Source organism: Nocardia heshunensis, from assembly GCF_054782115.1.
Window position 1 is genome coordinate 1,338,362 of the sequence record NZ_BAAGTC010000002.1, and the last position, 22,383, is coordinate 1,360,744.

At 68.6% G+C, this 22,383-nt stretch carries 17 protein-coding genes and 2 tRNA genes; 11 read left to right on the forward strand and 8 right to left on the reverse strand.

Features of this window, described 5'->3' with window-relative positions:
• Positions 1–66 precede the first annotated feature (66 nt).
• Together ACYVN4_RS06270 and glnA are read left to right on the forward strand one after the other, a co-directional pair.
• Entirely contained in the window at positions 67–1,599 is a 1,533-nt protein-coding gene (locus ACYVN4_RS06270; RefSeq protein ID WP_460718253.1) for an alpha/beta hydrolase, read from the forward strand.
• Between the two features lie 98 nt (positions 1,600–1,697).
• The gene (gene glnA, locus ACYVN4_RS06275) at positions 1,698–3,038 is read left to right on the forward strand and encodes a type I glutamate--ammonia ligase (RefSeq protein WP_460718254.1); all 1,341 of its coding nucleotides are present in this window, start codon (positions 1,698–1,700) and stop codon (positions 3,036–3,038) included.
• A 64-nt stretch (positions 3,039–3,102) separates the two neighbouring features.
• Here glnA and ACYVN4_RS06280 read toward each other — a convergent pair whose 3' ends face one another.
• Positions 3,103–4,335, reverse strand: a complete 1,233-nt coding sequence (locus ACYVN4_RS06280; RefSeq protein WP_460718255.1) for an alpha-hydroxy acid oxidase — start codon at positions 4,333–4,335, stop codon at positions 3,103–3,105.
• Positions 4,332–5,129: an SDR family NAD(P)-dependent oxidoreductase gene (locus ACYVN4_RS06285; protein WP_460718256.1), complete on the reverse strand. Its 798-nt coding sequence runs from the start codon at positions 5,127–5,129 to the stop codon at positions 4,332–4,334. The genes ACYVN4_RS06280 and ACYVN4_RS06285 overlap by 4 nt, the downstream gene beginning before the upstream one ends.
• A 173-nt stretch (positions 5,130–5,302) precedes the next feature.
• Between ACYVN4_RS06285 and ACYVN4_RS06290 the strand changes: the two genes are divergently transcribed.
• From ACYVN4_RS06290 to ACYVN4_RS06315, 6 genes are read left to right on the forward strand one after another with little or no spacing between them, the layout of a single operon-like run.
• Positions 5,303–6,655: an enolase C-terminal domain-like protein gene (locus tag ACYVN4_RS06290; RefSeq protein ID WP_460718257.1), complete on the forward strand. Its 1,353-nt coding sequence runs from the start codon at positions 5,303–5,305 to the stop codon at positions 6,653–6,655.
• Entirely contained in the window at positions 6,652–7,746 is a 1,095-nt protein-coding gene (locus ACYVN4_RS06295; protein WP_460718258.1) for a sugar ABC transporter substrate-binding protein, read from the forward strand. The genes ACYVN4_RS06290 and ACYVN4_RS06295 overlap by 4 nt, the downstream gene beginning before the upstream one ends.
• Before the next feature lie 28 nt (positions 7,747–7,774).
• Positions 7,775–9,316, forward strand: coding sequence for a sugar ABC transporter ATP-binding protein (locus ACYVN4_RS06300; protein ID WP_460718259.1), 1,542 nt, complete (start codon positions 7,775–7,777; stop codon positions 9,314–9,316).
• A 2-nt stretch (positions 9,317–9,318) separates the two neighbouring features.
• Complete coding sequence (locus ACYVN4_RS06305; protein ID WP_460718260.1) at positions 9,319–10,581, forward strand: ABC transporter permease; 1,263 nt, start codon at positions 9,319–9,321, stop codon at positions 10,579–10,581.
• Position 10,582: 1 nt separating this feature from the next.
• Positions 10,583–10,909, forward strand: a complete 327-nt coding sequence (locus ACYVN4_RS06310; protein ID WP_460718261.1) for an L-rhamnose mutarotase — start codon at positions 10,583–10,585, stop codon at positions 10,907–10,909.
• Positions 10,902–11,858 (forward strand): aldo/keto reductase, encoded by a 957-nt coding sequence (locus tag ACYVN4_RS06315; RefSeq protein ID WP_460718262.1) that lies wholly within the window; start codon positions 10,902–10,904, stop codon positions 11,856–11,858. The genes ACYVN4_RS06310 and ACYVN4_RS06315 overlap by 8 nt, the downstream gene beginning before the upstream one ends.
• 32 nt (positions 11,859–11,890) lie before the next feature.
• Here the strand turns inward: ACYVN4_RS06315 and ACYVN4_RS06320 are convergent, their stop codons facing one another.
• A complete protein-coding gene (locus ACYVN4_RS06320) occupies positions 11,891–12,562 on the reverse strand; it encodes a FadR/GntR family transcriptional regulator (RefSeq protein ID WP_460718263.1) in 672 nt (223 codons plus the stop codon).
• 41 nt (positions 12,563–12,603) lie between these two features.
• On the opposite strand from ACYVN4_RS06320, the gene ACYVN4_RS06325 reads away from it, so the two are divergent.
• From ACYVN4_RS06325 to ACYVN4_RS06335, 3 genes are all read left to right on the forward strand, one after another.
• Entirely contained in the window at positions 12,604–13,443 is an 840-nt protein-coding gene (locus tag ACYVN4_RS06325) for an amidohydrolase family protein (protein WP_460718264.1), read from the forward strand.
• Between the two features lie 28 nt (positions 13,444–13,471).
• On the forward strand, positions 13,472–14,329 hold the full coding sequence (locus tag ACYVN4_RS06330) for a fumarylacetoacetate hydrolase family protein (RefSeq protein WP_460718265.1): 858 nt from the start codon (positions 13,472–13,474) through the stop codon (positions 14,327–14,329).
• An 84-nt stretch (positions 14,330–14,413) separates the two neighbouring features.
• Positions 14,414–17,428: a bifunctional [glutamine synthetase] adenylyltransferase/[glutamine synthetase]-adenylyl-L-tyrosine phosphorylase gene (locus ACYVN4_RS06335; RefSeq protein WP_460718266.1), complete on the forward strand. Its 3,015-nt coding sequence runs from the start codon at positions 14,414–14,416 to the stop codon at positions 17,426–17,428.
• Between the two features lie 16 nt (positions 17,429–17,444).
• Here ACYVN4_RS06335 and ACYVN4_RS06340 read toward each other — a convergent pair whose 3' ends face one another.
• The 5 genes from ACYVN4_RS06340 to ACYVN4_RS06360 form a co-directional block, all read right to left on the reverse strand.
• Entirely contained in the window at positions 17,445–18,737 is a 1,293-nt protein-coding gene (locus ACYVN4_RS06340; RefSeq protein WP_460718267.1) for a hypothetical protein, read from the reverse strand.
• Between the two features lie 61 nt (positions 18,738–18,798).
• The gene (locus tag ACYVN4_RS06345) at positions 18,799–21,225 is read right to left on the reverse strand and encodes a hypothetical protein (RefSeq protein ID WP_460718268.1); all 2,427 of its coding nucleotides are present in this window, start codon (positions 21,223–21,225) and stop codon (positions 18,799–18,801) included.
• A 25-nt stretch (positions 21,226–21,250) separates the two neighbouring features.
• A tRNA-Arg gene (locus tag ACYVN4_RS06350) sits at positions 21,251–21,322 on the reverse strand.
• A 1-nt stretch (position 21,323) separates the two neighbouring features.
• Positions 21,324–21,398: transfer RNA gene (locus tag ACYVN4_RS06355), tRNA-Lys, on the reverse strand.
• Between the two features lie 54 nt (positions 21,399–21,452).
• Positions 21,453–22,277, reverse strand: a complete 825-nt coding sequence (locus ACYVN4_RS06360; RefSeq protein ID WP_460718377.1) for a class I SAM-dependent methyltransferase — start codon at positions 22,275–22,277, stop codon at positions 21,453–21,455.
• Positions 22,278–22,383: the final 106 nt, after the last annotated feature.

Sequence of the window (22,383 nt, forward strand, 5' to 3'; positions counted from 1 at the left end):
GAGAGGTATATGAGTAGCGCTGGAAGGGGTGCGAGGGTGGATTCGCTGGGATGGCACGATCGTGGCATGGCGTTGATGCGAAACGGCCGGGTCGTGCTCTTGGTGACGACGTTGGCGATGACCGTGGCCGCGTGCACCAGCGTGGTCGACGGCAAACCCACCTCGAGCACCCCGGTGGGCATGGATTCTTTCTATAACCAGCAGTTGACCTGGGGCAGCTGCACCGATTACGGGCAGACCGACGACGATGTCCCGAAGGGCACCGAGTGCGCGCGGGTGACCGTGCCGGTCGATTACGCCAACCCGAACGGGGCCACCGCCAAGATCGCGATCTCGCGAGTCAAGGCCACCGGCAAGAAGATCGGGTCGCTGCTGCTCAATCCGGGCGGCCCGGGCGTCACCGGTCTGAACATGGTCACCGTAGGTGACAACACCAAGCTGGCCGAACAGTTCGACCGCATCGGTTTCGACCCGCGCGGTGTCGGTGCGTCGCAGCCGTCTATTCAGTGCATGACCGCGGCCGAGGACGACGCGCAGCGCGCCGAACCCAACAAGGACAACTCGCCGGCCGGTATCGCGGCCTCCGAGGCCGAGGCCAAGGACTTCGCGAACAAGTGCGTCACGCGCACCGGCAAGGACTTCCTCGCCCACGTCGGCACCCGGGAAGTGGTGCAGGACATGGACGTCATCCGCGGCGTGCTGGGTGACGCGAAGCTGACCTACCTCGGCTACTCCTACGGCACCCGCCTCGGCTACTCCTACGCCGAGAAGTTCCCCGATCACGTGCGGGCGCTGGTGCTCGACGGCGCGCTGAAGCCGGATCAGGATCCGCTCAAGGAATCCCTGGGCCAGGCCGAAGCCTTCCAGAAGACGTTCGAGGACTATGCGGCCAACTGCGCGCAGACCGAGAAGACCAACTGCCCGCTCGGTGACGATCCGAAGCAGGCCACCGACAAGTTCCGCGCCCTGATCAATCCGCTGTGGGACAAGCCCGTTCCCACCCAGGACCCGCGTGGCCTGCCCTACGGCGACGCCATTACCGGTGTCCAGCAGGCGCTCTACTCGCAGCGGCTGTGGAAGGCGCTGACCAAGGGGCTGCGCGAGGTGCAGCAGGGTAGCGGTGACACGCTGCTGGCCCTGGCCGACATGTACAACGGCCGCCACGACGACGGCTCCTACGACAACAGCTCCGACGCGTTCAATGCGATTCGCTGCGTGGACGATCCGGCCATCACCGATCGGGCCGTCACCGCCAAGCAGGATGCCGACTTCCGCCGCGTCGCCCCCTTCCGTGACGACGGCCACGGCAGCAATGCCGCCCCGCTGGAGCTGTGTGCCTTCTGGCCGGTCCCGAATACCAGCACGCCACACGTGCTTTCGATCCAGGGCCTGCCCAAGACGGTCGTCATCTCCACCACCGACGACCCGGCCACCCCGTACCAGTCGGGTGTGGACCTGGCCCAGCAGCTCGGCGGGGACCTGATCACCTTCAAGGGCAGTCAACACACCGTGTCGCTGCAGGGAAACAAGTGCGTCGACGATCCGGTCACCTCCTACCTCATCGACCTGAAAGAGCCCGCCAAGGGCCTCACTTGCTGAGGCCCTCCGGGGGTGAGGTAGATGAAGTCCGGCGCGTCCTCGCGAGTTGGTCCATCCATGTAACACGGATTTAACTCCCGGCCCCTACAGTCGCGGACATGGACCGCCAGAAGGAATTCGTCCTCCGCACGCTCGAAGAGCGCGATATCCGCTTCGTGCGACTGTGGTTCACCGATGTCCTGGGCTATCTGAAGTCCGTAGCGATCGCGCCCGCCGAGCTGGAGGGCGCGTTCGAAGAGGGAATCGGCTTCGACGGTTCGGCCATCGAGGGGTTTGCCCGGGTCTCCGAGGCGGACATGGTGGCCAAGCCGGACCCCTCCACCTTCCAGGTGCTGCCGTGGTCCACGTCGAAGGGGCATCAGCATTCGGCGCGCATGTTCTGCGATATCGCCATGCCGGACGGTTCGCCGTCCTGGGCGGATCCGCGGCACGTGCTGCGTCGGCAGCTGAACAAGGCCGCCGACCTGGGTTTCAGCTGCTACGTGCACCCGGAGATCGAGTTCTTCCTGCTGAAGCCGGGCCCGCACGACGGCTCGCAGCCGATTCCGGCCGACAATGGCGGCTTCTTCGACCAGGCCGTGCACGACGAGGCCCCGAACTTCCGCCGCCACGCCATCGACTCGCTGGAATCCATGGGCATCTCGGTGGAATTCAGCCACCACGAGGGCGCGCCGGGTCAGCAGGAGATCGACCTGCGCTACGCGGACGCGCTGTCCATGGCCGACAACGTGATGACCTTCCGCTACCTGATCAAGGAAGTGGCGATCGACGAGGGCGTGCGGGCTTCCTTCATGCCCAAGCCGTTCGCCGATCACCCTGGTTCGGCCATGCACACCCACATGTCGCTGTTCGAGGGTGAGCAGAACGCCTTCGCCGACCCGGACGACCCGGACAACCTCTCGGAGACCGCCCGCGCGTTCATCGCCGGCATCCTCGAGCACGCGCACGAGATCTCCGCCATCACCAACCAGTGGGTCAACTCTTACAAGCGTCTGGTGCACGGCGGCGAGGCTCCGACGGCCGCCTCCTGGGGTCGCTCGAATCGCTCTGCGCTGGTGCGGGTTCCGATGTACACGCCGAACAAGGCGGCCTCGCGCCGCGTCGAGATCCGTAGCCCCGACAGCGCCTGCAACCCGTATCTGACCTTCGCGGTGCTGCTGGCCGCCGGTCTGCGGGGTATCGAGAAGGGCTACACGCTGCCGCCGGAGGCCGAGGACGACGTGTGGTCGCTGACGTCGGCCGAGCGACGCGCCATGGGCTTCCGTGAGCTGCCCGCGTCGCTGGACGAGGCGCTCAAGAACATGGAGAAGTCCGAACTGGTCGCCGAGACCCTGGGCGAGCACGTCTTCGACTTCTTCCTGCGCAACAAGCGCCGTGAGTGGTCCGGTTACCGCAACCAGGTCACCCCTTACGAGCTCAAAGAATACCTCGGGCTGTAATCGCTTCGACTCGAACGGGCCGCGGACACTTCGGTGTTCGCGGCCCGTTCGCGTTGCGGTCGGCTCATTCGAGCGGGCGGTAGCGCTCCAGCAGGTGAACATGGCGGGGTTCGAGCTCTTCGATCGAGCTCACCCCGAGTAGCCGCATCGTCCGCACCAGCTGGGTACGGAGGATCTCGATCGCTCTGTCCACCCCGGCCTCGCCGCCCGCCATCAGGCCGTAGAGGTAGGCGCGCCCGATGAGCGTGAAGCGCGCGCCGAGGGCCAGCGCGGCGACGATGTCCGCGCCGTGCAGGATGCCGGTGTCGAGGTGGACCTCCAGATCGGACCCGACCTCCCGGACCACCCGTGGCAGCAGGTGCAGCGGCACCGGGGCCCGATCGAGTTGGCGGCCACCGTGATTGGACAGCACGATGCCGTCCACGCCCAGCCCGGCCAGCCGTTGGGCGTCGGCCACCGTCTGCACGCCCTTCACCAGCACCCGGCCCGGCCACTGTGCCCGCACCCAGGCCAGATCGTCGAAATCGACGGTGGGGTCGAACATCGAGTCCAGCAGTTCGGCGACGGTGCCTGACCAGCGGTCCAGGGAGGCGAAGGCGAGCGGCTCGGTGGTCAGGAAGTCCCACCACCACCAGGGTTTCCGCAGCGCGTCGAGCGCGCCGGTGGCGGTGATGGAGGGCGGCACGGTCATGCCGTTGCGGACATCGCGCAGCCGATTGCCCGCCACCGGCACGTCGACTGTGACGACGAGAGTGTCGAATCCGGCCTTGGCGGCCCGCTCGACCAGAGCGATGGAGCGGTCGCGGTCCTTCCACATGTAGAGCTGGAACCAGTTGCGCGCGCCGGGATCCGTTGCCGCCGAAATGTCTTCGATGGCGGTGGTGCCCATGGTCGATAGGGTGAACGGAATACCCGCCCGCTGCGCGGCGCGCGCGCCCGCGACCTCGCCCGCGGTGTGCATCATGCGGGTGAAGCCGGTGGGCGCGATGCCGAACGGCAGGCGCACGGGAGCGCCGAGAACGGTGGTCGCGGTATCGGTGTCGGCCACGTTTCGCAGGATCTCCGGACGGAACTCGATGTCGCGGAACGCCTGCCGGGCCCGCTCGAGGCCGATCTCCGCATCCGCTGCGCCGTCGGTGTAGTCGAAGGCCACCTTGGGTGTGCGTTTGCGTGCGAGCTCGCGCAGGTCCCAGATGGTCTGCGCGCGTGCGAGTTTGCCTGCGCGCCCGCCGAACGGCCGCTCGAATTTCAGCAGCGGGGTCAGGTCGCGGGCCTTCGGAAGTCTGCGCTCGGTCACCGTTCGATACTTTCCACGGCCTCGATACTTTCCCTGGACGTGGGGGCGCGCAAGCGCAGCGAGTGCATGCCGCCGTCCACCTCCAACATCGTTCCGGCGGTGGAGGATGCGCGCGGGCTCGCCAGGTAGAGCACGGCGGCGGCGACCTCCTCGGCGGTGACCAGCCGCCCGTGCGGCTGGCGGGCGCGCAGGGCCGCCAGTTCGGCGGCCGGATCGTCGGCGGCGGCGAGCAGCCGCTGCACCCACGGGGTATCGACGGTCCCGGGGTTGACGCAGTTGACGCGGATGCCCTCGGCCAGGTGGTCGGCGGCCATGGCGCGGGTGAGCGCCAGGATCGCGCCCTTGCTGGCGCTGTAGGCGACGCGGCTGGGCAGGCCGGTGGTGGCGGCGATGGAGCAGGTGTGCACGATGGCCGCGGCGGGGGAGCGGCGCAGGTGCGGCAGGGCCGCGCGTGAAACCCGCACCGCGCCGAGCACATTAACCTCCAGGACTTGTCGCCATTCGGCGTCGGTGGTGTCCTCGACGGTGCCCTGGGCGCCGATGCCCGCATTGTTGATCACGATGTCGAGGCGGCCGAAGGCGGCTACGGCGGCGGTGATGGCGGCCCGTACCGAATCGTCGTCGGCCACATCGCAGTTCAGGGCGGGGCCGTCGGGTGTCGCGGGGCCGGGGTTCAGATCGAGGACCGCGACGCGTGCGCCCGCCGCGCGCAGGGCCGCGGTGACGGCCCGGCCGATGCCCGATCCCCCTCCGGTCACGACCGCGGCGAGTCCGTCCAGCTCCGGGGGTTCCATGGCCACCTCACGATATTGGTCCGATGTTTGGCCACCTGAACCTAGCATCGCGAGTCGGATGATCGCTTGAATATTGCTCGTATTAGCCAGGACTCGAGTTTCGGCAAAGCCATTGCCCTTCTAGACATCGGATGTATAGTCGTGATCCAGATCACTGGCAGATGGGAAACCGCATGGTACGAATCACCGCGTTGGACACCCACGATGTCCGGTTCCCCACGTCGGCGCACTTGGACGGCTCGGACGCGATGAATCCGGATCCGGACTATTCGGCGGCCTACGCGATCCTGCGCACCGACGACCCGGACGGTCCGGAAGGGCACGGTTTCGTGTTCACCATCGGCCGCGGCAACGAGGTGCAGCAGGTCGCCATCGAGGCGCTCGCGCACCTGGTGGTGGGCCGCCCGGCCGACGAGATCATCGGCGATCTGGGCGGATTCGCGCGCGAGCTCACGGGTGATTCCCAATTGCGCTGGCTGGGGCCGGAAAAGGGCGTCATGCACATGGCGATCGGCGCGGTCGTCAATGCCGCCTGGGACCTGGCCGCCAAGTACGCCCGGAAACCGCTGTGGCAGTTGATCTCTGAGCTGTCCCCCGAAGAGATCGTCGACCTGATCGACTTCCGCTACCTCACCGACGCGCTGTCCCGCGCCGAAGCGCTGGACATCCTGCGCCGCGCCGAACCCGGCCGCGTCGAGCGCACCGCGCACCTGCTGGCCGCCGGATACCCGGCCTACACCACCTCGGCGGGCTGGCTCGGCTACTCCGACGACAAGCTGGCCCGGCTGGCCCGCGAAGCCGTGGCCGACGGCTTCCGCACCATCAAGATCAAGGTGGGCCGCGACGTGGAGGAAGACCTGCGCCGGGTGAAGGTCGCCCGCGACGCGGTCGGCCCGGGCATCGGCCTGGCCGTGGACGCCAATCAACGCTGGGGCGTGGACGAAGCGGCGGAATGGATTTCGCGGCTCGCGCCGGCCGGGCTGGCCTGGGTGGAGGAGCCGACCAGCCCCGACGACATCCTCGGCCACGCGGAGATCCGCCGCCGCGTCGCCGGGACGCCCATCTCCACCGGCGAGCACGGGCAGAACCGGATCGTGTTCAAACAGCTGCTGCAGGCGGGTGCCGTGGACATCCTGCAGATCGACGCCACCCGGGTCGGCGGGGTCAACGAGAATCTGGCGATCCTGTTGCTGGCGGCCAAGTTCGGCATCCCGGTGGTCCCGCACGCGGGCGGGGTCGGGCTGTGCGAACTCGTGCAGCACCTCGCGATGATCGACTATGTCGCCATCTCCGGCACCATGTCCGGGCGCGCCATCGAATTCGTGGACCACCTGCACGAGCATTTCCGCGATCCGGTGCGGGTGGCCGACGGCCGCTATCTCGCACCGCGCGCACCGGGTTTCAGCGCCGAGATGCTGCCAGAGACCTTGCGCGACTACCGCTATCCCACCGGCGCGGCCTGGCGGTCCCCGGTCGAATTCGCATCCAGAGAACAGGTTTCGGCGAAGGAGCTCGAAAACTCATGAACACCAGGATCATCGGCGCGGCGCTGGCAGCCGTGCTCGTCGTGGCCGCGGCGGCGGCCTGTTCCCGCGAATCGACCGGCGGATCCGGCGCACCCGCCGCGGTGAACGTCGGCAACGGAGCCGCCGACGGCGTGCTGGTCGGGGCCGATCAGCCGCGCTCGGACACCGACTTCTGGAGCGCCTACGCCGGATACCTGGGGCCGAAGGCCGCGGCCGCGGGGGTGAAGCTGGAGAACACCAGCTCCGACAATGACGCTAATCGACTCAAATCGAATGTGGACACGCTGCTGGCCAAGAACGTGAAGTCCATCATCATGGCGCCGCAGGACACCGCCGCGGTGAAGCCGGCGCTGACCGCAGCGGCCGCCAAGAGTGTGCCGGTGGTGAGTGTGGACACCCGGCCCGACGCGGGCGGGGCCTTCATGGTGGTGCGCGCCGACAACCGCGCGTATGGCACCAACGCCTGCGTGTATCTCGGTGAAACCCTGCACGGCGCGGGCAAAGTCGTGGAATTCCAGGGCGATCTGAGCTCCATCAACGGGCGTGACCGCTCGCAAGCCTTCGCCGACTGTATGCACACGCGGTACCCGGGCATCAAGGTGATCGAGATCCCCACCGAGTGGAAGGCGGATCGGGCCGTCTCCGGTCTGCAGGACAAGCTGCTCACCGATTCCGATATCAACGGCATCTACATGCAGGCGGGCGGCGCGTTCCTGCAATCCACGCTGGCCTTGCTGCAGCGCACCGGCAAGTTGGTGAAAGCCGGTCAGCCGGGCCACATCACGATCGTCTCCAATGACGGCATCAAGGCCGAACTCGACGCCATCGACAACGGCGATATCGATGCCACCGTCTCCCAGCCCGCAGACCTGTACGCGCAGTACGCGGTCTACTACGCCAAGGCCGCCACCGAGGGCCGCAAGTTCGCGCCCGGTCCCACCGACCACGGCTCGGTCATCATCGACACCGGCGCCAACGGCCAGCTCGAGGATCAGTTGCCCGCGCCGGTGGTGACCAAGAACGGCGGCAAGGTCGGGGACATGGTCACGGTCGCCAGCAATGACCCCGGGCTCTGGGGCCGGGGCCACTGAGGCGGTCACGCCGGAAGCGATGGGATCAATGACGGAAACAGTGGCAGCCGAGGCGGATTCGGGCGAGACCGCGGTGGCCGAGGCGCTCGGCGTCTCCAAGCGATTCGGCCGCACCCTCGCCCTGGACCGGGTCGGCCTGCGGGTGACCGCCGGGCGCACGCACGCGCTGGTCGGCCGCAACGGCGCGGGGAAGTCGACGCTGGTGTCGATTCTGACCGGACTCGCACCTGCCGATGAGGGGCAGGTGCGCTTCCGCGGCGAGCCCGCGCCGCCGCCCGCCGACCGCGATGCCTGGCGGGCTCGCGTGGCGTGCGTCTACCAGCACTCGACGATCATCCCGGACCTAACGGTGGCGGAGAACCTGTTCATCAACCGACAGGGGTTCGGCGGCCGGATCATCAACTGGCGCAGCGTGCGTGCGCGGGCGCGCGAGCTGCTGGACACCTGGTCGGTGCCGATCGCGGCGGACACCCCCGCGCGGGAGCTGTCGGTGGAGCACCGGCAGCTGGTCGAGATCGCGCGGTCGCTGTCCTACGGCGCGCGGTTCATCATCCTGGACGAGCCGACCGCACAGCTGGACGGGCCCGCCATCCGCAGACTCTTCGACCGCATGCGGGATCTCCAGGCCCAGGGCGTGACCTTCCTGTTCATCTCGCACCACCTGGACGAGACCTACGAAATCTGCTCCGACGTCACGGTTTTCCGGGATGCCCGGCACATTCTCACCGCACCCGTGGCCGAGCTCGGCAAGCGCGAGCTGATCGCCGCCATGACCGGGGAATCGACGGAGCTGGATACGGCGGTCGAGCGGCCCGCCGCCGACACCGCCGCCGAGCCGTCGCTGCGGGTCGAGAAGCTGGCCCGTGCAGGGGAATTCGGCGACATCAGCTTCGAGGTGCGGCCCGGGGAGATCGTCGGGCTGGCGGGCGGCGGCTCCAGCGGGCGCGTCGAGGTGGCGGAGACCATTGTCGGATTGCGGACCGCGACAGGCGGATTCGTGCAGGCTGGAGGTCGGACGCTGCGCCGGGGCGGAGTGCCCGCCGCCCTCGCGGCGGGCATCGGGTTCGTACCCCGAGATCGGCACGACGAGGGACTGGTGCTGTCGATGAGCGTGGCCGACAACGCCACCCTCACCGTGCCGCGCCACCTGGGCCGCTTCGGCCTGCTGTCGCGTCGAGGCCGGGATGCGCTGGTGCGCACCGCGATCGCCGAACTGGATATCAAAGCCGACAACCCCGAACAGGGCGTGGCGGAACTGTCAGGCGGCAATCAACAAAAGGTGGTCTTCGCCCGCGCACTGGCCACCGCGCCGAAGGTGTTGGTCCTCATCACACCGACAGCCGGTGTGGATGTGCGCTCCAAACAGACACTGCGCGGCGTCGTCCGCACCGCCGCCGAACGCGGCACCGCGGTCCTGGTGGTCTCCGACGAGATCGACGACCTACGCGACTGCGACCGCGTCCTGGTCATGGTGCAGGGCACCCTGACCGGCGAATTCGGAAAGGGCTGGGACGACCGCGAACTCGTCGCCGCCATGGAAGGAATGACCGCCGTGGAAGGGGCGAAATGAGCGTGAGCGGAACTGAACCGGCGGCCGCCGGACGAGCAGGCACCACCCAATCCGCGGACACCACCGCGCGCGTGGCCGATGCCGGAACCGCCGCGCCGAACGACACCGGCGCGACCGGCGTATCCGCCGACCGCACTGCCGACATCGGGCGAGCGGACGCCAAGGAATCCGAAAAGGGTTGGGCAGATGGGGAAGTCGTCGCCGCCATGGAAGGGCTGCGGGAGCTTGCCGGCGCCGACCCGGGGGACACGCCTACCGAACGGGCCACCGCCATCACCGCGTCGCCGAGTCGTGCGCGAATTTCTGTGCGGTGGGGCGCATTTCGGGATCTGCTGCTGGTGCCGCCGATTTTGCTGGTGTTGCTGGTCGGGTACTTCATCAATAGCAGCTTTGTCTCGCACGACAATCTGGTGAACGTGCTGACCACCATGAGCGGTATCTCGCTGCTGGTGCTGGCCGAGGTGCTGGTGTTGGTGGTGGGGCGGATGGATCTGTCGCTGGAGTCCACCTTCGGACTTGCACCGGGAGTGGCCATCTGGGTGACCATGGGGACGGCCAAGGTTGGGGCTTTTACCTGGGCCTCGCCGTGGATGACGATTCCGATAGCGCTGCTCACCGGACTGGTGGTGGGGCTGGTCAATGGGCTGCTCATCGTGCGGTTCGGGCTCAACGGGTTCATTGTGACGCTGGCCATGCTGATCGCGCTGCGCGGGCTGTTGACGTTCCTCACCGGCGGGTTCACCCTCACCAAGATTCCGGATTCGGTGGAGTGGCTGGGCAATGCTCGGGTCGCCGGGGTTCCGGTGAACATCGTTGTCTGCCTGCTGCTTTTCGCGCTGGGCTACCTGCTGCTCAACTACACCACCGCGGGGCGGGCGCTGTATGCCGTGGGCGGCAACGAGGCCGCCGCCCGGGCCGCGGGCATCCGCACCGACCGCGTGGTCATCACGGTGCTCGTGATCGCCGGTGGGCTGGCCGCGGTGGGCGGGTTGATCTACACCGGGCAGTTCGCCAGCGTTCAGGTGAGCCAGGGCGACGGGATGATCTTCAATGTCTTCGCCGCCTGCGTGATCGGCGGGGTATCGCTCAATGGCGGGCGCGGGTCGGTGCTGGGCGCGTTCTTCGGCATCGCCATTCTCACCTTCATCCAGAAGCTGCTGTCCTACGGCGGGGTCAGCGCCGACTCACTGAAGTTCATCAATGGCGCATTGATTCTGGTGGCGCTCGTCATCACCCGGATCGCCGGCGGCCGCCGACAGGAGTGATATGCGAATTGCCTTGCACACCAGGCTGAAACCCGGCTGTGAAGCCGACTACGAGGCCGCCCACCGGGCCGTGCCCGCGGAGCTGGTCGCGGCCATTCGCGCGGCCGGTGCCACCGACTGGACGATCTGGCGCAGCGGGCTCGACCTGTTCCACGTCCTCGACTGCGAGAGCTACGACAAGCTGCTCGGTGAACTCGCCGGACTGCCGGTGAACATCGAATGGCAGCGGCATATGGGGACATTTCTCGCTGTGCTGCACGACTATTCGGACGGCGACGCCGAGCTGCCCGTGGTCTGGGATCTCGCCCGGGAGTCCGACGATGCGTAGCCGATCGACCGCCCGACCGCAGGCACTCACGATCCCCGGCCTGCCCGGCGTCGTCCTCGGCGGTGCGGGATACGCCGGGCTATTCCGGCCGGTAGGAGCGGCGGCCGCCCGTGAGGCGCTGAACAATGCCTGGCAGACAGGAATTCGCGCCTTCGATACCGCGCCGCACTACGGCGCGGGACTGGGGGAGGAGCGGCTGCGACCGTTCCTGCGGGGACGCGAGCGCGCGGACTTCTGGGTGTGCACCAAGGTCGGCAGGCTGCTGCACGACGATCCGCTGGCCGTCGACGGCACCGACGGGTTCTACGGAGCGCCGAAACGGTCACGGCGCAGAGACTATTCGGCGCTGGGCGTGCGGCGATCGCTCACGGATTCGCTGGCGCGGCTCGGCCTCGAGCAGGTGGACATGCTGCTCGTGCACGATCCCGAGGACCACCTCGAGCAGGCGCTGAGATCGGCTGTCCCGGAAATGGTCCGCATGCGCGAGCAGGGACTCACCGCGGGGATCGGCGTGGGGGTCAACACGGTCGAGACCGCCCTGCGCTTCGTGCGCGAGGCCCCGATCGACTGCGTGCTCATCGCCGGGCGCTACACCCTGCTGGACCGGCGCGCCGAGGCCGAACTGCTCCCCGAATGCGTGCGCCGAGGTATCGCCGTGTTGGTCGGCGGTGTGCTCAACAGCGGCATTCTCGCGGATCCGCTGTCCCGCACCACCTTCGACTATCACGCCGCCGACTCCCGGGTGCTCGCCCGAGCCCGGGACATGGCTCGAATGTGCGGTGAGTACGGCGTCCCGCTGCGCGCCGCCGCTCTGCAATTCCCCCGACGTCATCCCGCCGTCACCGCTACCGTGCTCGGCGCGGGCACTGCCGCGGAGATCGCCGACAGCCTCGACATGCTGAATATGCCTGTGCCGGAGGAACTCTGGCACGACCTCGGGTGCGCGTGAGCGGCCGCGCAGACTCGAGCGGCGATGCGGGCTCAACCGGCCGCGCGGGCCAGCCATTCCATGACGCCCGCGACGTGGGCGAGCGCGCGGGCGTGCGCCAGCTCCGGATCGTGGGCGGCGATGGCATCGCAGATGGCGCGGTGCTCGGCGACGGTGCGCTCGAACGCGCCCTCCTCGGTGACACCCCGCCAGATGCGGGCACGAGTGGTCGGCATCGACAGCGAATCCAGCAGGGAGGCAAGGACCTTGTTGCCGGAGGCGGCGGCGATGGCCGCGTGGAAGCTCAGGTCCAGGGCCAGCAGGTCGGTGACCGAGGAACTGGCCGGGGGCTCGGCCAGCGTGCGCAGATGCTCGATCTCGGCGTCGGTCATGCGCTGGGCGGCCAGGGCGGTCGCGGCGGGCTCCAGGATGCGGCGCACCCCGAGAATGTCGAGCACCGAATCGTCCTGGTGGAATTCCAGCAGGAAGCTCATGGCGTCCAGCAGCGAATTCGGTTCCAGGCTGGACACATACGTGCCGTCGCCCTGACGGACGTCCAGGATGCGCACCAGCGACAGCGCCCGCACCGCCTCGCGGAGCGAATTGCGCGAGACCCCGAGTTCGGCGGCGAGATCGGCCTCGCGGGGCAGCCGCGAACCCGGGCGCAGATCGCCGGAGACGATCTTGGCCTTGATCCGTGCGATCGCGTCGTCGGTGACCGACAAAACCGATTCCCCACTTTCCAGAATGGGACTGCATGCCTCCGATGACTGTAGACGCTCACGTCCATATTTGGGACATCGACGGTGGAAAGTTCGACGTCGAGTACGACTGGCTCGAGAAAACATCGGATGTCTTGTCCCGGACCTACACCCTCGGCGACCTCGAGCCGCAGCTGTCCGAATTCGGGGTCGGCGCACTGGTACTGGTGCAGGCCGCCGACTCGCTCGCCGAAACCCGCGCACTGATCGATGCCGCCGAGCACGCACCGCTCCCGGCCACCGTCGTCGGCTGGCTGCCGCTGCATGATCCCGCCCGCACCGCCGCGGAACTGGACCCGCCGCATCCGGCCCTGGTCGGCGTCCGGCACATGATCCACCGCGACCCGGACCCGGAATGGCTGCTGCGCCACGAGGTTTCGGAGAGCCTTGGCCTGCTCGCGGATTCCGGACTGGTCTTCGACGCGGTCGCCGAACGGCCCGACCTGGTCGCGCAGATCCCAGTGATCGCGGCGGCACACCCCGCGCTCACGATCGTCCTCGACCATCTGGGCAAGCCGCCGATTGCCGAGCGCGGCTGGCAGCCGTGGGCCGATCTGCTGGCGGAGGCGGCGGCGTGCCCGAATGTGGTCGCCAAGCTCTCCGGCCTGGCCACGGCGTCCGCGCCGGGGTTCACCGCCGCGGACTGGCAGCCGTATGTCGATCACGCGCTGTCGGTATTCGGGCCGGATCGGCTACTCGCGGGCGGGGATTGGCCGTTCACCCTCACCGCGGCGTCGTATCGCACGGTCTGGCGAACCACGCTCGACACCCTGGCCACACTGTCTCCCACCGACCGCGACGCGGTGCTGTCGGAGAACGCCCGCCGGATCTACCGGCTGCCCTGATCGACTCGACCGAATCCGGAGGACACGAATGAAACTGCAGCGCGTTGGCGAGCCCGGGCGGGAACGGCCGATCCTGCTCGACCCGGACGGGCAGGCCCACGACCTGACGTCGCTGACCCCCGATATCGACGGCGACTTCCTGGCGGGCGGCGGAATCGCGGCTGCCGCAAGCGCGCTCGACGCCGGTCGCCTGCCGCGCATCGACGTCACCGGTCGTCGTGTCGGCGCACCGGTCGCGCGGCCGGGGGCGGTGTGGTGCATCGGCATGAACTACGCCGCGCACGCCGCCGAATCCGGTGCCCTGCCACCCGAACAGCCCGTCGTCTTCTTCAAGACCCCCAATACCGTGGTGGGCCCGTACGACGATGTCGTCATTCCGCGCGGTTCGGACCGCACCGACTGGGAAGTGGAGCTCGCGGTGGTGATCGGCGCTCGCGCCCGCTACCTCGACTCGCCCGACGACGCGTGGCAATGCATCGCGGGCTACACCATCTCCAACGATGTCTCCGAACGCCGCTTCCAACTCGAGGAGTCCGGTGGTCAATGGTCCAAGGGCAAATGCTGCGAGACCTTCAACCCGCTGGGTCCGGCCCTCGTGCCCGCCGCCGAGCTCGATCCCAAGGATCTGCGGCTGCGCTCCTTCGTCAACGGCGAGCCGCGGCAGGACTCCAGCACCGCCGACCTGATCTTCGACGTCGCGTACCTGGTCTGGCACCTGTCCCAGTTCGCGGTGCTCGAACCCGGGGACATCCTCAACACCGGCACGCCCGAGGGTGTCGCCCTCTCCGGCCGCTTCCCGTACCTGAGCCCCGACGATGTCGTCGAGCTCGAGATCGAGGGCATCGGCCGCATGCGGCAGCGAGTCCGGGCCGTGAACCTGCCGTAGCGAACCGGAGGCAGATTGGACACAGTGTCGGTTTTGAGAGGGATGCGCGGCACGTCCGATCAGGGCGACCTGTAATTTGAAGGAATGGTTCGGCCACCGACGTCTCGTTCCGCTGTTCCCGGTGTCGGACGGCTCGGTTTGCTCGAGCCGTCGGCTGCCGACTCTCTGCGAGAGTTGGCCTGGGACAACGTCGACAGTGTTCCGCTGCTGTGGGCGTTGTCGCGTTCCCCCGACGCCGATCTGGCGCTGCTGACCCTGATCCGCCTGCGCGAGCAGCTCGGGAGTGATTGGGCCGCACTGGATTACGAACTGCGCCGCAACACCTCGCTGCGCGGGCGGCTGTTCGCGCTGATCGGGTCGTCGAGCGCGTTCGCCGATCACCTGGTCGCCGACCCGCCCGCCTGGCAGCTGTTGAAGCGGCCGAAACTGCCGCCGCGCGAGGAACTGCTCGCCGATCTGCTCGAAGTGGTCAAGGCCGAGGCCGAGACCGGGCCGCACGGCGGGCCCATGCTGTTCCGCGCCCAGGTGTCCGGGCCGGAGGCGATCGCGCTGCTGCGCAAGCGGTATCGCGATCAGCTCATGCTGTTGGCCGCCATCGACCTGGCCGCCACCGTCGAGAACGAACCGGTGCTGCCGTATCAGCAGGTGGGGCAGCACCTCACCGATCTGGCCGACGTGGCATTGACCGCCGCGTTGTCGGTGGCCGTGGCCCGGGTCTGCGTGGACCGCGACGTGCCCGCGCGGCTGGCCGTCATCGCCATGGGCAAATGCGGTGCGCGGGAACTCAATTACGTCTCCGACGTGGACGTCATTTTCGTCGCCGAACCCGCCGACACCACCGCCACCCGGCTGGCCGCCGAGATGATGAGCGTCGGCAGCGCCGCCTTCTTCGAGATCGACGCGGCGCTACGGCCGGAGGGCAAGGCCGGGGCGCTGGTCCGCACCCTCGACTCGCACATCGCCTACTACAAGCGCTGGGCGCGGACCTGGGAATTCCAGGCGCTGCTCAAGATGCGGCCCGCCACCGGCGATCTGGAGCTGGGCGAGCAGTACCGCGAAGCGCTGATGCCCATGGTGTGGGCGGCCTCCGAACGGCCCGACTTCGTGGCCGACGTGCAGGCCATGCGGCGGCGCGTCGAGGATCTGGTGCCCGCCGACCTGCGCGAACGCGAACTGAAGCTGGGGCACGGCAGCCTGCGCGACGTCGAATTCGCCGTGCAGCTGCTGCAATTGGTGCACGGCAAGGCCGATGAATCGCTGCACGTGCAGGGCACCGTCGAGGCGCTCACCGCGCTCGCCGACGGCGGCTATGTGGGCCGCGACGACGCCGCCAACCTCACCGCCTCCTACGAATTCCTGCGGCTGCTCGAACACCGGCTGCAGTTGCAGCGGCTCAAGCGCACCCACACCCTGCCCGCTCCCGAGGACGAGGAGGGCATGCGCTGGCTGGCGCGGGCCGCGCACATGCGGCCCGACGGTCGGCAGGACGCGGTCGGCGTGCTCACCAGCGAGATCAAGCGCAATGCGGTGCGGGTGCGGCGGTTGCACGCCAAGCTCTTCTACCGGCCGCTGCTGGAATCGGTGGCGCGGCTCGACGCCGACAATCTGCGGCTGAGCCCCGAGGCGGCAGTGCGGCAGTTGGCGGCGCTGGGTTACGTGGCCCCGGAGAACGCGCTCGGACATCTGAAGGCGCTGACCGGGGAAGTCGGGCGCAAGGGGCGGATTCAGGCGCTGCTGCTGCCGACCCTGCTCGAATGGCTCGGCGAGACACCGAATCCCGACGCGGGTCTGCTCGCCTACCGGCGGGTGTCGGAGGGGCTCGACAATGAGATCTGGTTCCTGCGCGAACTGCGCGACGAAGGGGCCATCGCGCAACGGCTGATGATCGTGCTCGGATCCTCGGCGTACCTGCCGGACCTGCTGATCAACGCGCCCGAAACCATTCGCATGTACGCAGACGGGCCGGACGGGCCGCTGCTGCTGGCCACCCAGCCGTCGGACGTGCAGCGCGGAATCCTTTCCGGCGCAGGACGATACGACGATCCCAAACGCGCGGTGGCGACCGCGCGCTCGCTGCGCCGCCACGAACTCGCGCGCGTCGCCTCCGCGGACGTGCTCGGCATGCTGGATGTGCCGCAGGTGTGCGAGGCGCTGTCCTCGGTGTGGATCGCGACGCTGGAAGCCTCGCTGCAAGCCGTGATTCGCGCCAGCGAAGCCGAACTCGGCAGGCCAGCACCCGCCGACTTCGCCGTCATCGGCATGGGACGGCTCGGCGGCATGGAACTCGGCTACGGCTCCGACGCGGACGTGCTGTTCGTCTGCGATCCGCGCCCCGGCGAAGACGAGACCGTCGCCGTGAAATGGGCCATCGGTGTGGCAGAACAGGTCCAGCGCCTACTGGGCGCGCCGAGCACCGACCCGCCGCTGCAGGTCGACGCGGGCCTCCGCCCCGAGGGCCGCAACGGCGCCCTGGTCCGCACCCTCGCCGCCTACGCCTCCTACTACGAGCACTGGGCCCAATCCTGGGAAGTCCAAGCCCTCCTGCGCGCCCACCAGGTCGCCGGCGACCGCGAACTCGGAATCCGCTTCCTACGCACCGTCGATCCCGTCCGCTACCCCGAGGGCGGCATGTCCCCCGAGGGCGTCCGCGAAATCCGCCGCATCAAGGCCCGCGTCGACTCCGAACGCCTCCCCCGCGGCGCCAACCCGGCAACCCACACCAAACTCGGCCGAGGCGGCCTGGCGGACATCGAATGGACCGTCCAACTCCTCCAACTCCAACACGCCCACGAGGTCCCCGAACTCCACAACACCTCCACCCTCGAATCCCTCGACGCCATCGAACGCGCCGAACTAATCGACACCGCCGACGCAGCTCTCCTCCGCGACGCCTGGCTAACCGCCACCAAGGCCCGCAACGCGTTGGTCCTGGTCCGAGGCAAACCCGCCGACCAACTCCCCGGCCCCGGCACCCTCCTCTCGGCGATAGCCCGAGTAGCAGGCTGGCCCACCGACGACGGCAGCGAATTCCTCGACCACTACATGCGCGTCACCCGCCGCGCCAAAACCGTCGTCGAGCGAGTCTTCGGCGGCGAATAGCGGAACTCTCCCGACCTCAGGCCGGATCGTCGTGCGGTCGGGCGAGATCGTTTCGGGCTGCGAGGATTTCGGCTCCTATCGTTGGGGGAACGTAGGGGAGTGGGGTGCCGAGGAGTTCGTCTTGGCGGTTGCGGATCAGCCAGTTGGGGGAGTGGTGGAGGGTGTCGGAGTCGGTGGCGGAGCGGTTCGTGGGGGCGAACATGCCGCCGGGCAGTCCGGATCCGGGGGAATCTGGGGCGGGCGTGCGGATAGAAGTTCTTGGGCCGGTGGGTGATTCGAGATTTGGTGGGGCGGGATAGCTTCGGCCAGGGTCGGGGACGATGCCGTCGGGGGTGGGGCTGACAAGGGTGGCGCGTGGCCATTCGGTGGCTGGTTTGGCGGTCGGCGTCGGTTGGCCGGTCGGGGAGGGCGGGGTGTCGCCGGGATCGAAGGTGGCGGGGCTGGTTTCGATGGCGTCCGGATGTGGAGTATATGTCTGCCCTCCGCCCCAGCCAGCGCGGTTCGGGGTCTGACCAGCCAAGTTCCCGGTATCGGCGACCGCGGCGGCGGATGTTGGAATGCCGTGGGCGGCAGCAGGATCAGTGGTCGCGGGTGTGATGGAGGGAAGCTGTCCCGGGCGCTCGGCCACGTCGGCGCTGGCGGGCACCTCAGGGGCCGGCGCCGCGTGCGCCCATCCAGTGTCCGGCGCCTCGATGTCGGGGACTGATTCGGCTGTGCCACCGGCATTTTCGATCGCGACTCCGCCGCCGGGGGTCATCACGGTGAAGAAGGCTGGGATGTGTGCGCCGGACGGGGGATAGATCGGGGTGTAGTTGGCGTCCAAGGCGGCCAGGGCCATTTGGCGGAGTTCCTCTCTGGCGTTGGGGGAGGCGTGGGGCGCTGGTGGGGGGACGGTTTTGCGGAGGGCTTCGGCGCCGTAGGCGGCGGCGAGGATGCGGTGGCCGGTGGATTGGGTGATTTCGGCGGTGGTGGTGGCTTCGGTGATGAAGCGGCGGGCGGAGTGGTCGGCGGCTTCGGCCATCTCGCCGGAGAGGGCCTCGGAGAGCGTGGTTTGGATGGTGGCGTGCAGGGTGGTGAGGGCGCCGAAGATGCTGTCGGCGATGGTGATCCAGGAGTCGGCGGCGCGGTGCATGGCGCCGGGGTTCATGGCTTCGACGGCGTCGTGGATCTGCTGGTGGGAGAGGGCGGGGAAGTGTTCCAGGGCGCGGATGTAGTCGGGGTCCAGGTCGTGTCCGGGGACTCTGGATTGCTCGTGTTCGGCGCCCGATTGGCTCATGCGTGCTCTGCGCCGCAACGCTTCCGGTTCCATCGGCGTCCTCCCTCACCCGGCCTTTCCTGCTTGGACGCCGGGTGCGGGGAACGGGTTCCCGTCAGCCGAAATACCAGTGGCGGCCGATGGTCCAACCGAGGAAGCGGCGGCCGGAGCCCTCGCGTACCCGGCCGGTGGGGGTGAAGCGGCCGCCGCCGAGGATGTGGGCCAAGCCGTCGGCGACCGGGGTCAGGCGTGGGGTGGAATGCGCTGTCAGCCAGTCGAGTTGATCGCGCTGGACTGTGGGGTCGCAGTAGCTGAGCAGAAAGATGGCCTGCCGCCAGGCGTAGGCGGCGTTCTTCACCGCGATGAGGGCGGCATGCCAGTCGGCAGGCTGGTTCAGGCGTTGGACCAGCCAGACGAGGTTGCGGTGCGCGAGTTCCGGTGCGGTTTCGCGCAATTGGGACTCCAGGTCCAGGCCAGCGACGAGGACGGCCAGGTTGTGGGTGGTCAGGATCTGGCTCTGCTCGAGCAGGGCGCCGTTGCGGGCCACGTAGTTGTCGCCGGTACCCGCCTCGTCGGCGCGGCGGGCGCAGAGTTCGGTGAAGTCGGCGGCGGTGGCCTTGCCCCAGCGGATCTCGGTGCGGGCGTTCGTGTTCCAGTCGGCGACCGTGGGTAGGTCGTAATAGCGCTGGTAGAGGGTGCCGTCCAGGGTGCGGCTCGCGATCACGGCCGCCGCGCGCCACTTCTCGGTGAAGGTGCCCTGGAAGATGTCGGCCGCCACCTCCTCGACCAGCGGCAGGTGCAGTTCGGCCTGCTGCGAGAGCGTGTTGAACTCGCTGACCAGCGGGTTCGGCACGACCGCCGCGGGGAAGGATTCGATCGCCAGCAGCGCCGTATCCCGCAGGAACACCCGCGCGGCCGCCTCCGACCCGCCGGGCTGTCCCACGCGGCCGCCGTCGCTCGGCGCAGCGGCGATCCGGTTCGCGCCATGGGACGGTTCGTCGGTCTGCTCGGCGGAATCGGTGCGCAGGACATGAAGGGCTGACACCCAAGGCAATTCGTCGATTCGCACCTGACCCCGGAGGCGGAGCAGGAGCAGACTGCGACGGCGGCGGAAGGCCGTGTACAGCTGCTCGTACAGGCTCGCGGCGACCGGGTCGGTGAAATCGGCGGCCAGCAGGCGGGAGGTGAGTTGCGGGAGGACCGCCGCCAGGACATCGCCGGAGCCGATGATGCCGCGCCGGATCAGTTCCTCGGGCGCAGCCTCTAGAGCGCGGATCGCTTTGTCCTGCAGGTGAGGCGGGAACTCGGTGCCGTCGGGGATCCGAGCCTTGCCGCCGCGCCCGGTGCCGACCATGTCGTCCGCGCCGATCGGCGTCGTCACCGGCTCCGGGGAGGGCAGCCCGCCGTCGGCGGGGAAGCGGTCCAGGCGGTTCGCGAGCACGGTGGCGAGATCGCGGTACAAGGGCGCGGAGATGGCGGCGAGCTGCTCGGCTCGGTCGGATTCCCGTGCGGCACCGCCGGGCTCGCCGTGCCGGGTCAGCGTATTGGCGAGAGCGAGGCGCACCCGCCCGGCCTGCTGTGCGGCCAGCAGCCGGTCGCCGATCCCGTCGTGCTTGTCCGGGACGGTGAGCAGCGCTTCGTACAGCCGGGTGAAGTTGCTCCGGCGATGGGCGTGGCGGCCCCGGAACCCGTGCTCGTCGCGGGCGTCCGCGAAATCCTTCAGCCAGCTGGCACGTTCGCGCAGCCAGCCTGCGGGCCGGACCGCACCGGGCTGGCCCCCGATCACCGCACCGGTCGCGTCCAGGCGCGGTAGATCACCGTCGACCGTGGCACACCACAGGGCGACCAGACGATCGTAGAGCGGCGTCCACACCTCGAGGGTGGTGCGCATGAGCGTCAACTGCTCCGGTGTGCGCACCGCGCGCAGGGCGTCGGTGGACTGGCCGACCGATGCCACCCGTACCAGCGCACCTCCGGTGCGCGCCACCGGATCGTAGCTGGGCGTGAAGCGCAGCCGCGAGAAGTACGGCCGCAGTTCCGCGATCAGGTCGAGAGCCTGCTCGGGAAAACCCCTGTCCAGCAACAGCGCAACGGCGAGGAGCGCGCCATGCTCGGGGATGTCGATCCGATAGTGGCCGGTGCGCAAGGCTTCCCGCAGTTCGGCCTGTCCGGCGTCGCCGAGATACCAGAGGTTGAGGCGCTCGCGCGGGTTGCTCCCCGGCACCTGCACGGGCAGCGCCCGGTATCGCCGCTCCTCGTCCTCGGTCAGCGCCGCTTCGGAGACCCCACGGCCCGTGGCGAATCCGCCGTGCGCGACTTCGAGCGTCACCCACACGGGCAGGTCGGCGACCGGCGTGCGGCTGCCGACCCGAACCCGTCCGGTGCTCAGCCCATCGAGCACCGCGCGCCAGCGTTGCGCCTTGGCTTCCGCCCGCTTCCGATCGGCTTTGTTCGCACCGGCCCGTGTGATCGCGGTCAGCGCGCGGGACAGCTGACTCGTCGCGTACCGCTGCGGGCCGTCGCTGAAAGCCTGATCGGACAAGGGAACTCCTGATCGCATCGAAAAGACCTGGCCGCGAGGTTCGAACTCGCGCCCTCCCGGTCCGAAGCCGGGTGCTCTGCCACTGAGCTAGGCCAGGATGGGCATGGAGGCGGGATTCGAACCCGCGCCTTCCCGGTTAAGAGCCGGGTGATCTACCGCTGATCTACTCCATGTCGGCGTCCGGATCGTAGCCGGAACTCCGCGAAATGCGCACGGGCATTTCGGTCTCAGCGTTTGCGGGCCTGCAGCGTGTAGGAGAGCGGGAGGCGCTCGCGGTGCTCGAGCAGCCGCCATTCGCCGTCGTCCCCGCATTCCATCCGGCCGGGCAGCGCCTCCCACGGCACGCTGTCGTGCTCGATGAGCTGGGTGAGGTTCAGGTCGGCCTGCAACAGCGCCTCCACGATCTCGCCGAGGCCGTGATTCCATTCCTGGGTGGTGGTGTGCTCGACGACGGAATCCGTTGCCACATAGGTGTTCTCATCCGAGAACTCGGTCGGGTTCGGGGTCTCGAAATAGGGATATCCGATCGTCAGCGCATCGGTCCGGTTCTCGTCGACCGCCCACAGCATCGGATGGCCCTCGCGAATGAACAGCAGTCCCCCCGGTCGCAGCAGCCCGGCCACCGTCTCGGCCCAGCGATGAATGTCCGGAAGCCAGCACAGCGCACCGATACCGGTGTACACCAGATCGAATTGTGCCGAGCCGAGCACGGATACGGCGTCGTAGACGTCGGCCTCGACGAAATCGATGGGTGTGGACGAGGTTTCGGCGATCTTATGGGCTTCGGCCAGCGACACGGGGGAGAAGTCGAGGCCGGTCATGGTCGCGCCGAGCCGAGCCAGCGAGAGGGTGTCGGTACCGATATGGCATTGCAGGTGCACGCCGCGCAGGCCGCGAATATCCCCCAGCCGCGGCACATCGAAGCGCACCACCTGGCTGAGGAAGGACGGGTCGTTGCGGAAGCTGTCCACGGCGTAGTCGCCGGATCCGGCGTGCAGGGGAGCTCGATCGTCCCAGTTCGCGCGGTTGACTCGCCGATAGTCGCTCATGATTGTCGACTGTGCCACGGAATGGGTGACGCTCCCAGCTGATTTTCCGGCTGCGTGTCGTGAACGGCACGCCGAGCGGGGGATGTTCGATGCGCATTCTCGTTGCGAG

Bases quoted from the DNA above. Each gene is read 5' to 3' on its own strand.
- ACYVN4_RS06335 (WP_460718266.1), top strand. From the start codon at position 14,414: ATGGTTCGGCCACCGACGTCTCGTTCCGCTGTTCCCGGTGTCGGACGG.
- glnA (WP_460718254.1), top strand. From the start codon at position 1,698: ATGGACCGCCAGAAGGAATTCGTCCTCCGCACGCTCGAAGAGCGCGAT.
- ACYVN4_RS06330 (WP_460718265.1), top strand. From the start codon at position 13,472: ATGAAACTGCAGCGCGTTGGCGAGCCCGGGCGGGAACGGCCGATCCTG.
- ACYVN4_RS06315 (WP_460718262.1), top strand. From the start codon at position 10,902: ATGCGTAGCCGATCGACCGCCCGACCGCAGGCACTCACGATCCCCGGC.
- ACYVN4_RS06310 (WP_460718261.1), top strand. From the start codon at position 10,583: ATGCGAATTGCCTTGCACACCAGGCTGAAACCCGGCTGTGAAGCCGAC.
- ACYVN4_RS06300 (WP_460718259.1), top strand. From the start codon at position 7,775: ATGACGGAAACAGTGGCAGCCGAGGCGGATTCGGGCGAGACCGCGGTG.
- ACYVN4_RS06290 (WP_460718257.1), top strand. From the start codon at position 5,303: ATGGTACGAATCACCGCGTTGGACACCCACGATGTCCGGTTCCCCACG.
- ACYVN4_RS06340 (WP_460718267.1), bottom strand. From the start codon at position 18,737: ATGGAACCGGAAGCGTTGCGGCGCAGAGCACGCATGAGCCAATCGGGC.
- ACYVN4_RS06295 (WP_460718258.1), top strand. From the start codon at position 6,652: ATGAACACCAGGATCATCGGCGCGGCGCTGGCAGCCGTGCTCGTCGTG.
- ACYVN4_RS06270 (WP_460718253.1), top strand. From the start codon at position 67: ATGGCGTTGATGCGAAACGGCCGGGTCGTGCTCTTGGTGACGACGTTG.
- ACYVN4_RS06285 (WP_460718256.1), bottom strand. From the start codon at position 5,129: ATGGAACCCCCGGAGCTGGACGGACTCGCCGCGGTCGTGACCGGAGGG.
- ACYVN4_RS06325 (WP_460718264.1), top strand. From the start codon at position 12,604: ATGACTGTAGACGCTCACGTCCATATTTGGGACATCGACGGTGGAAAG.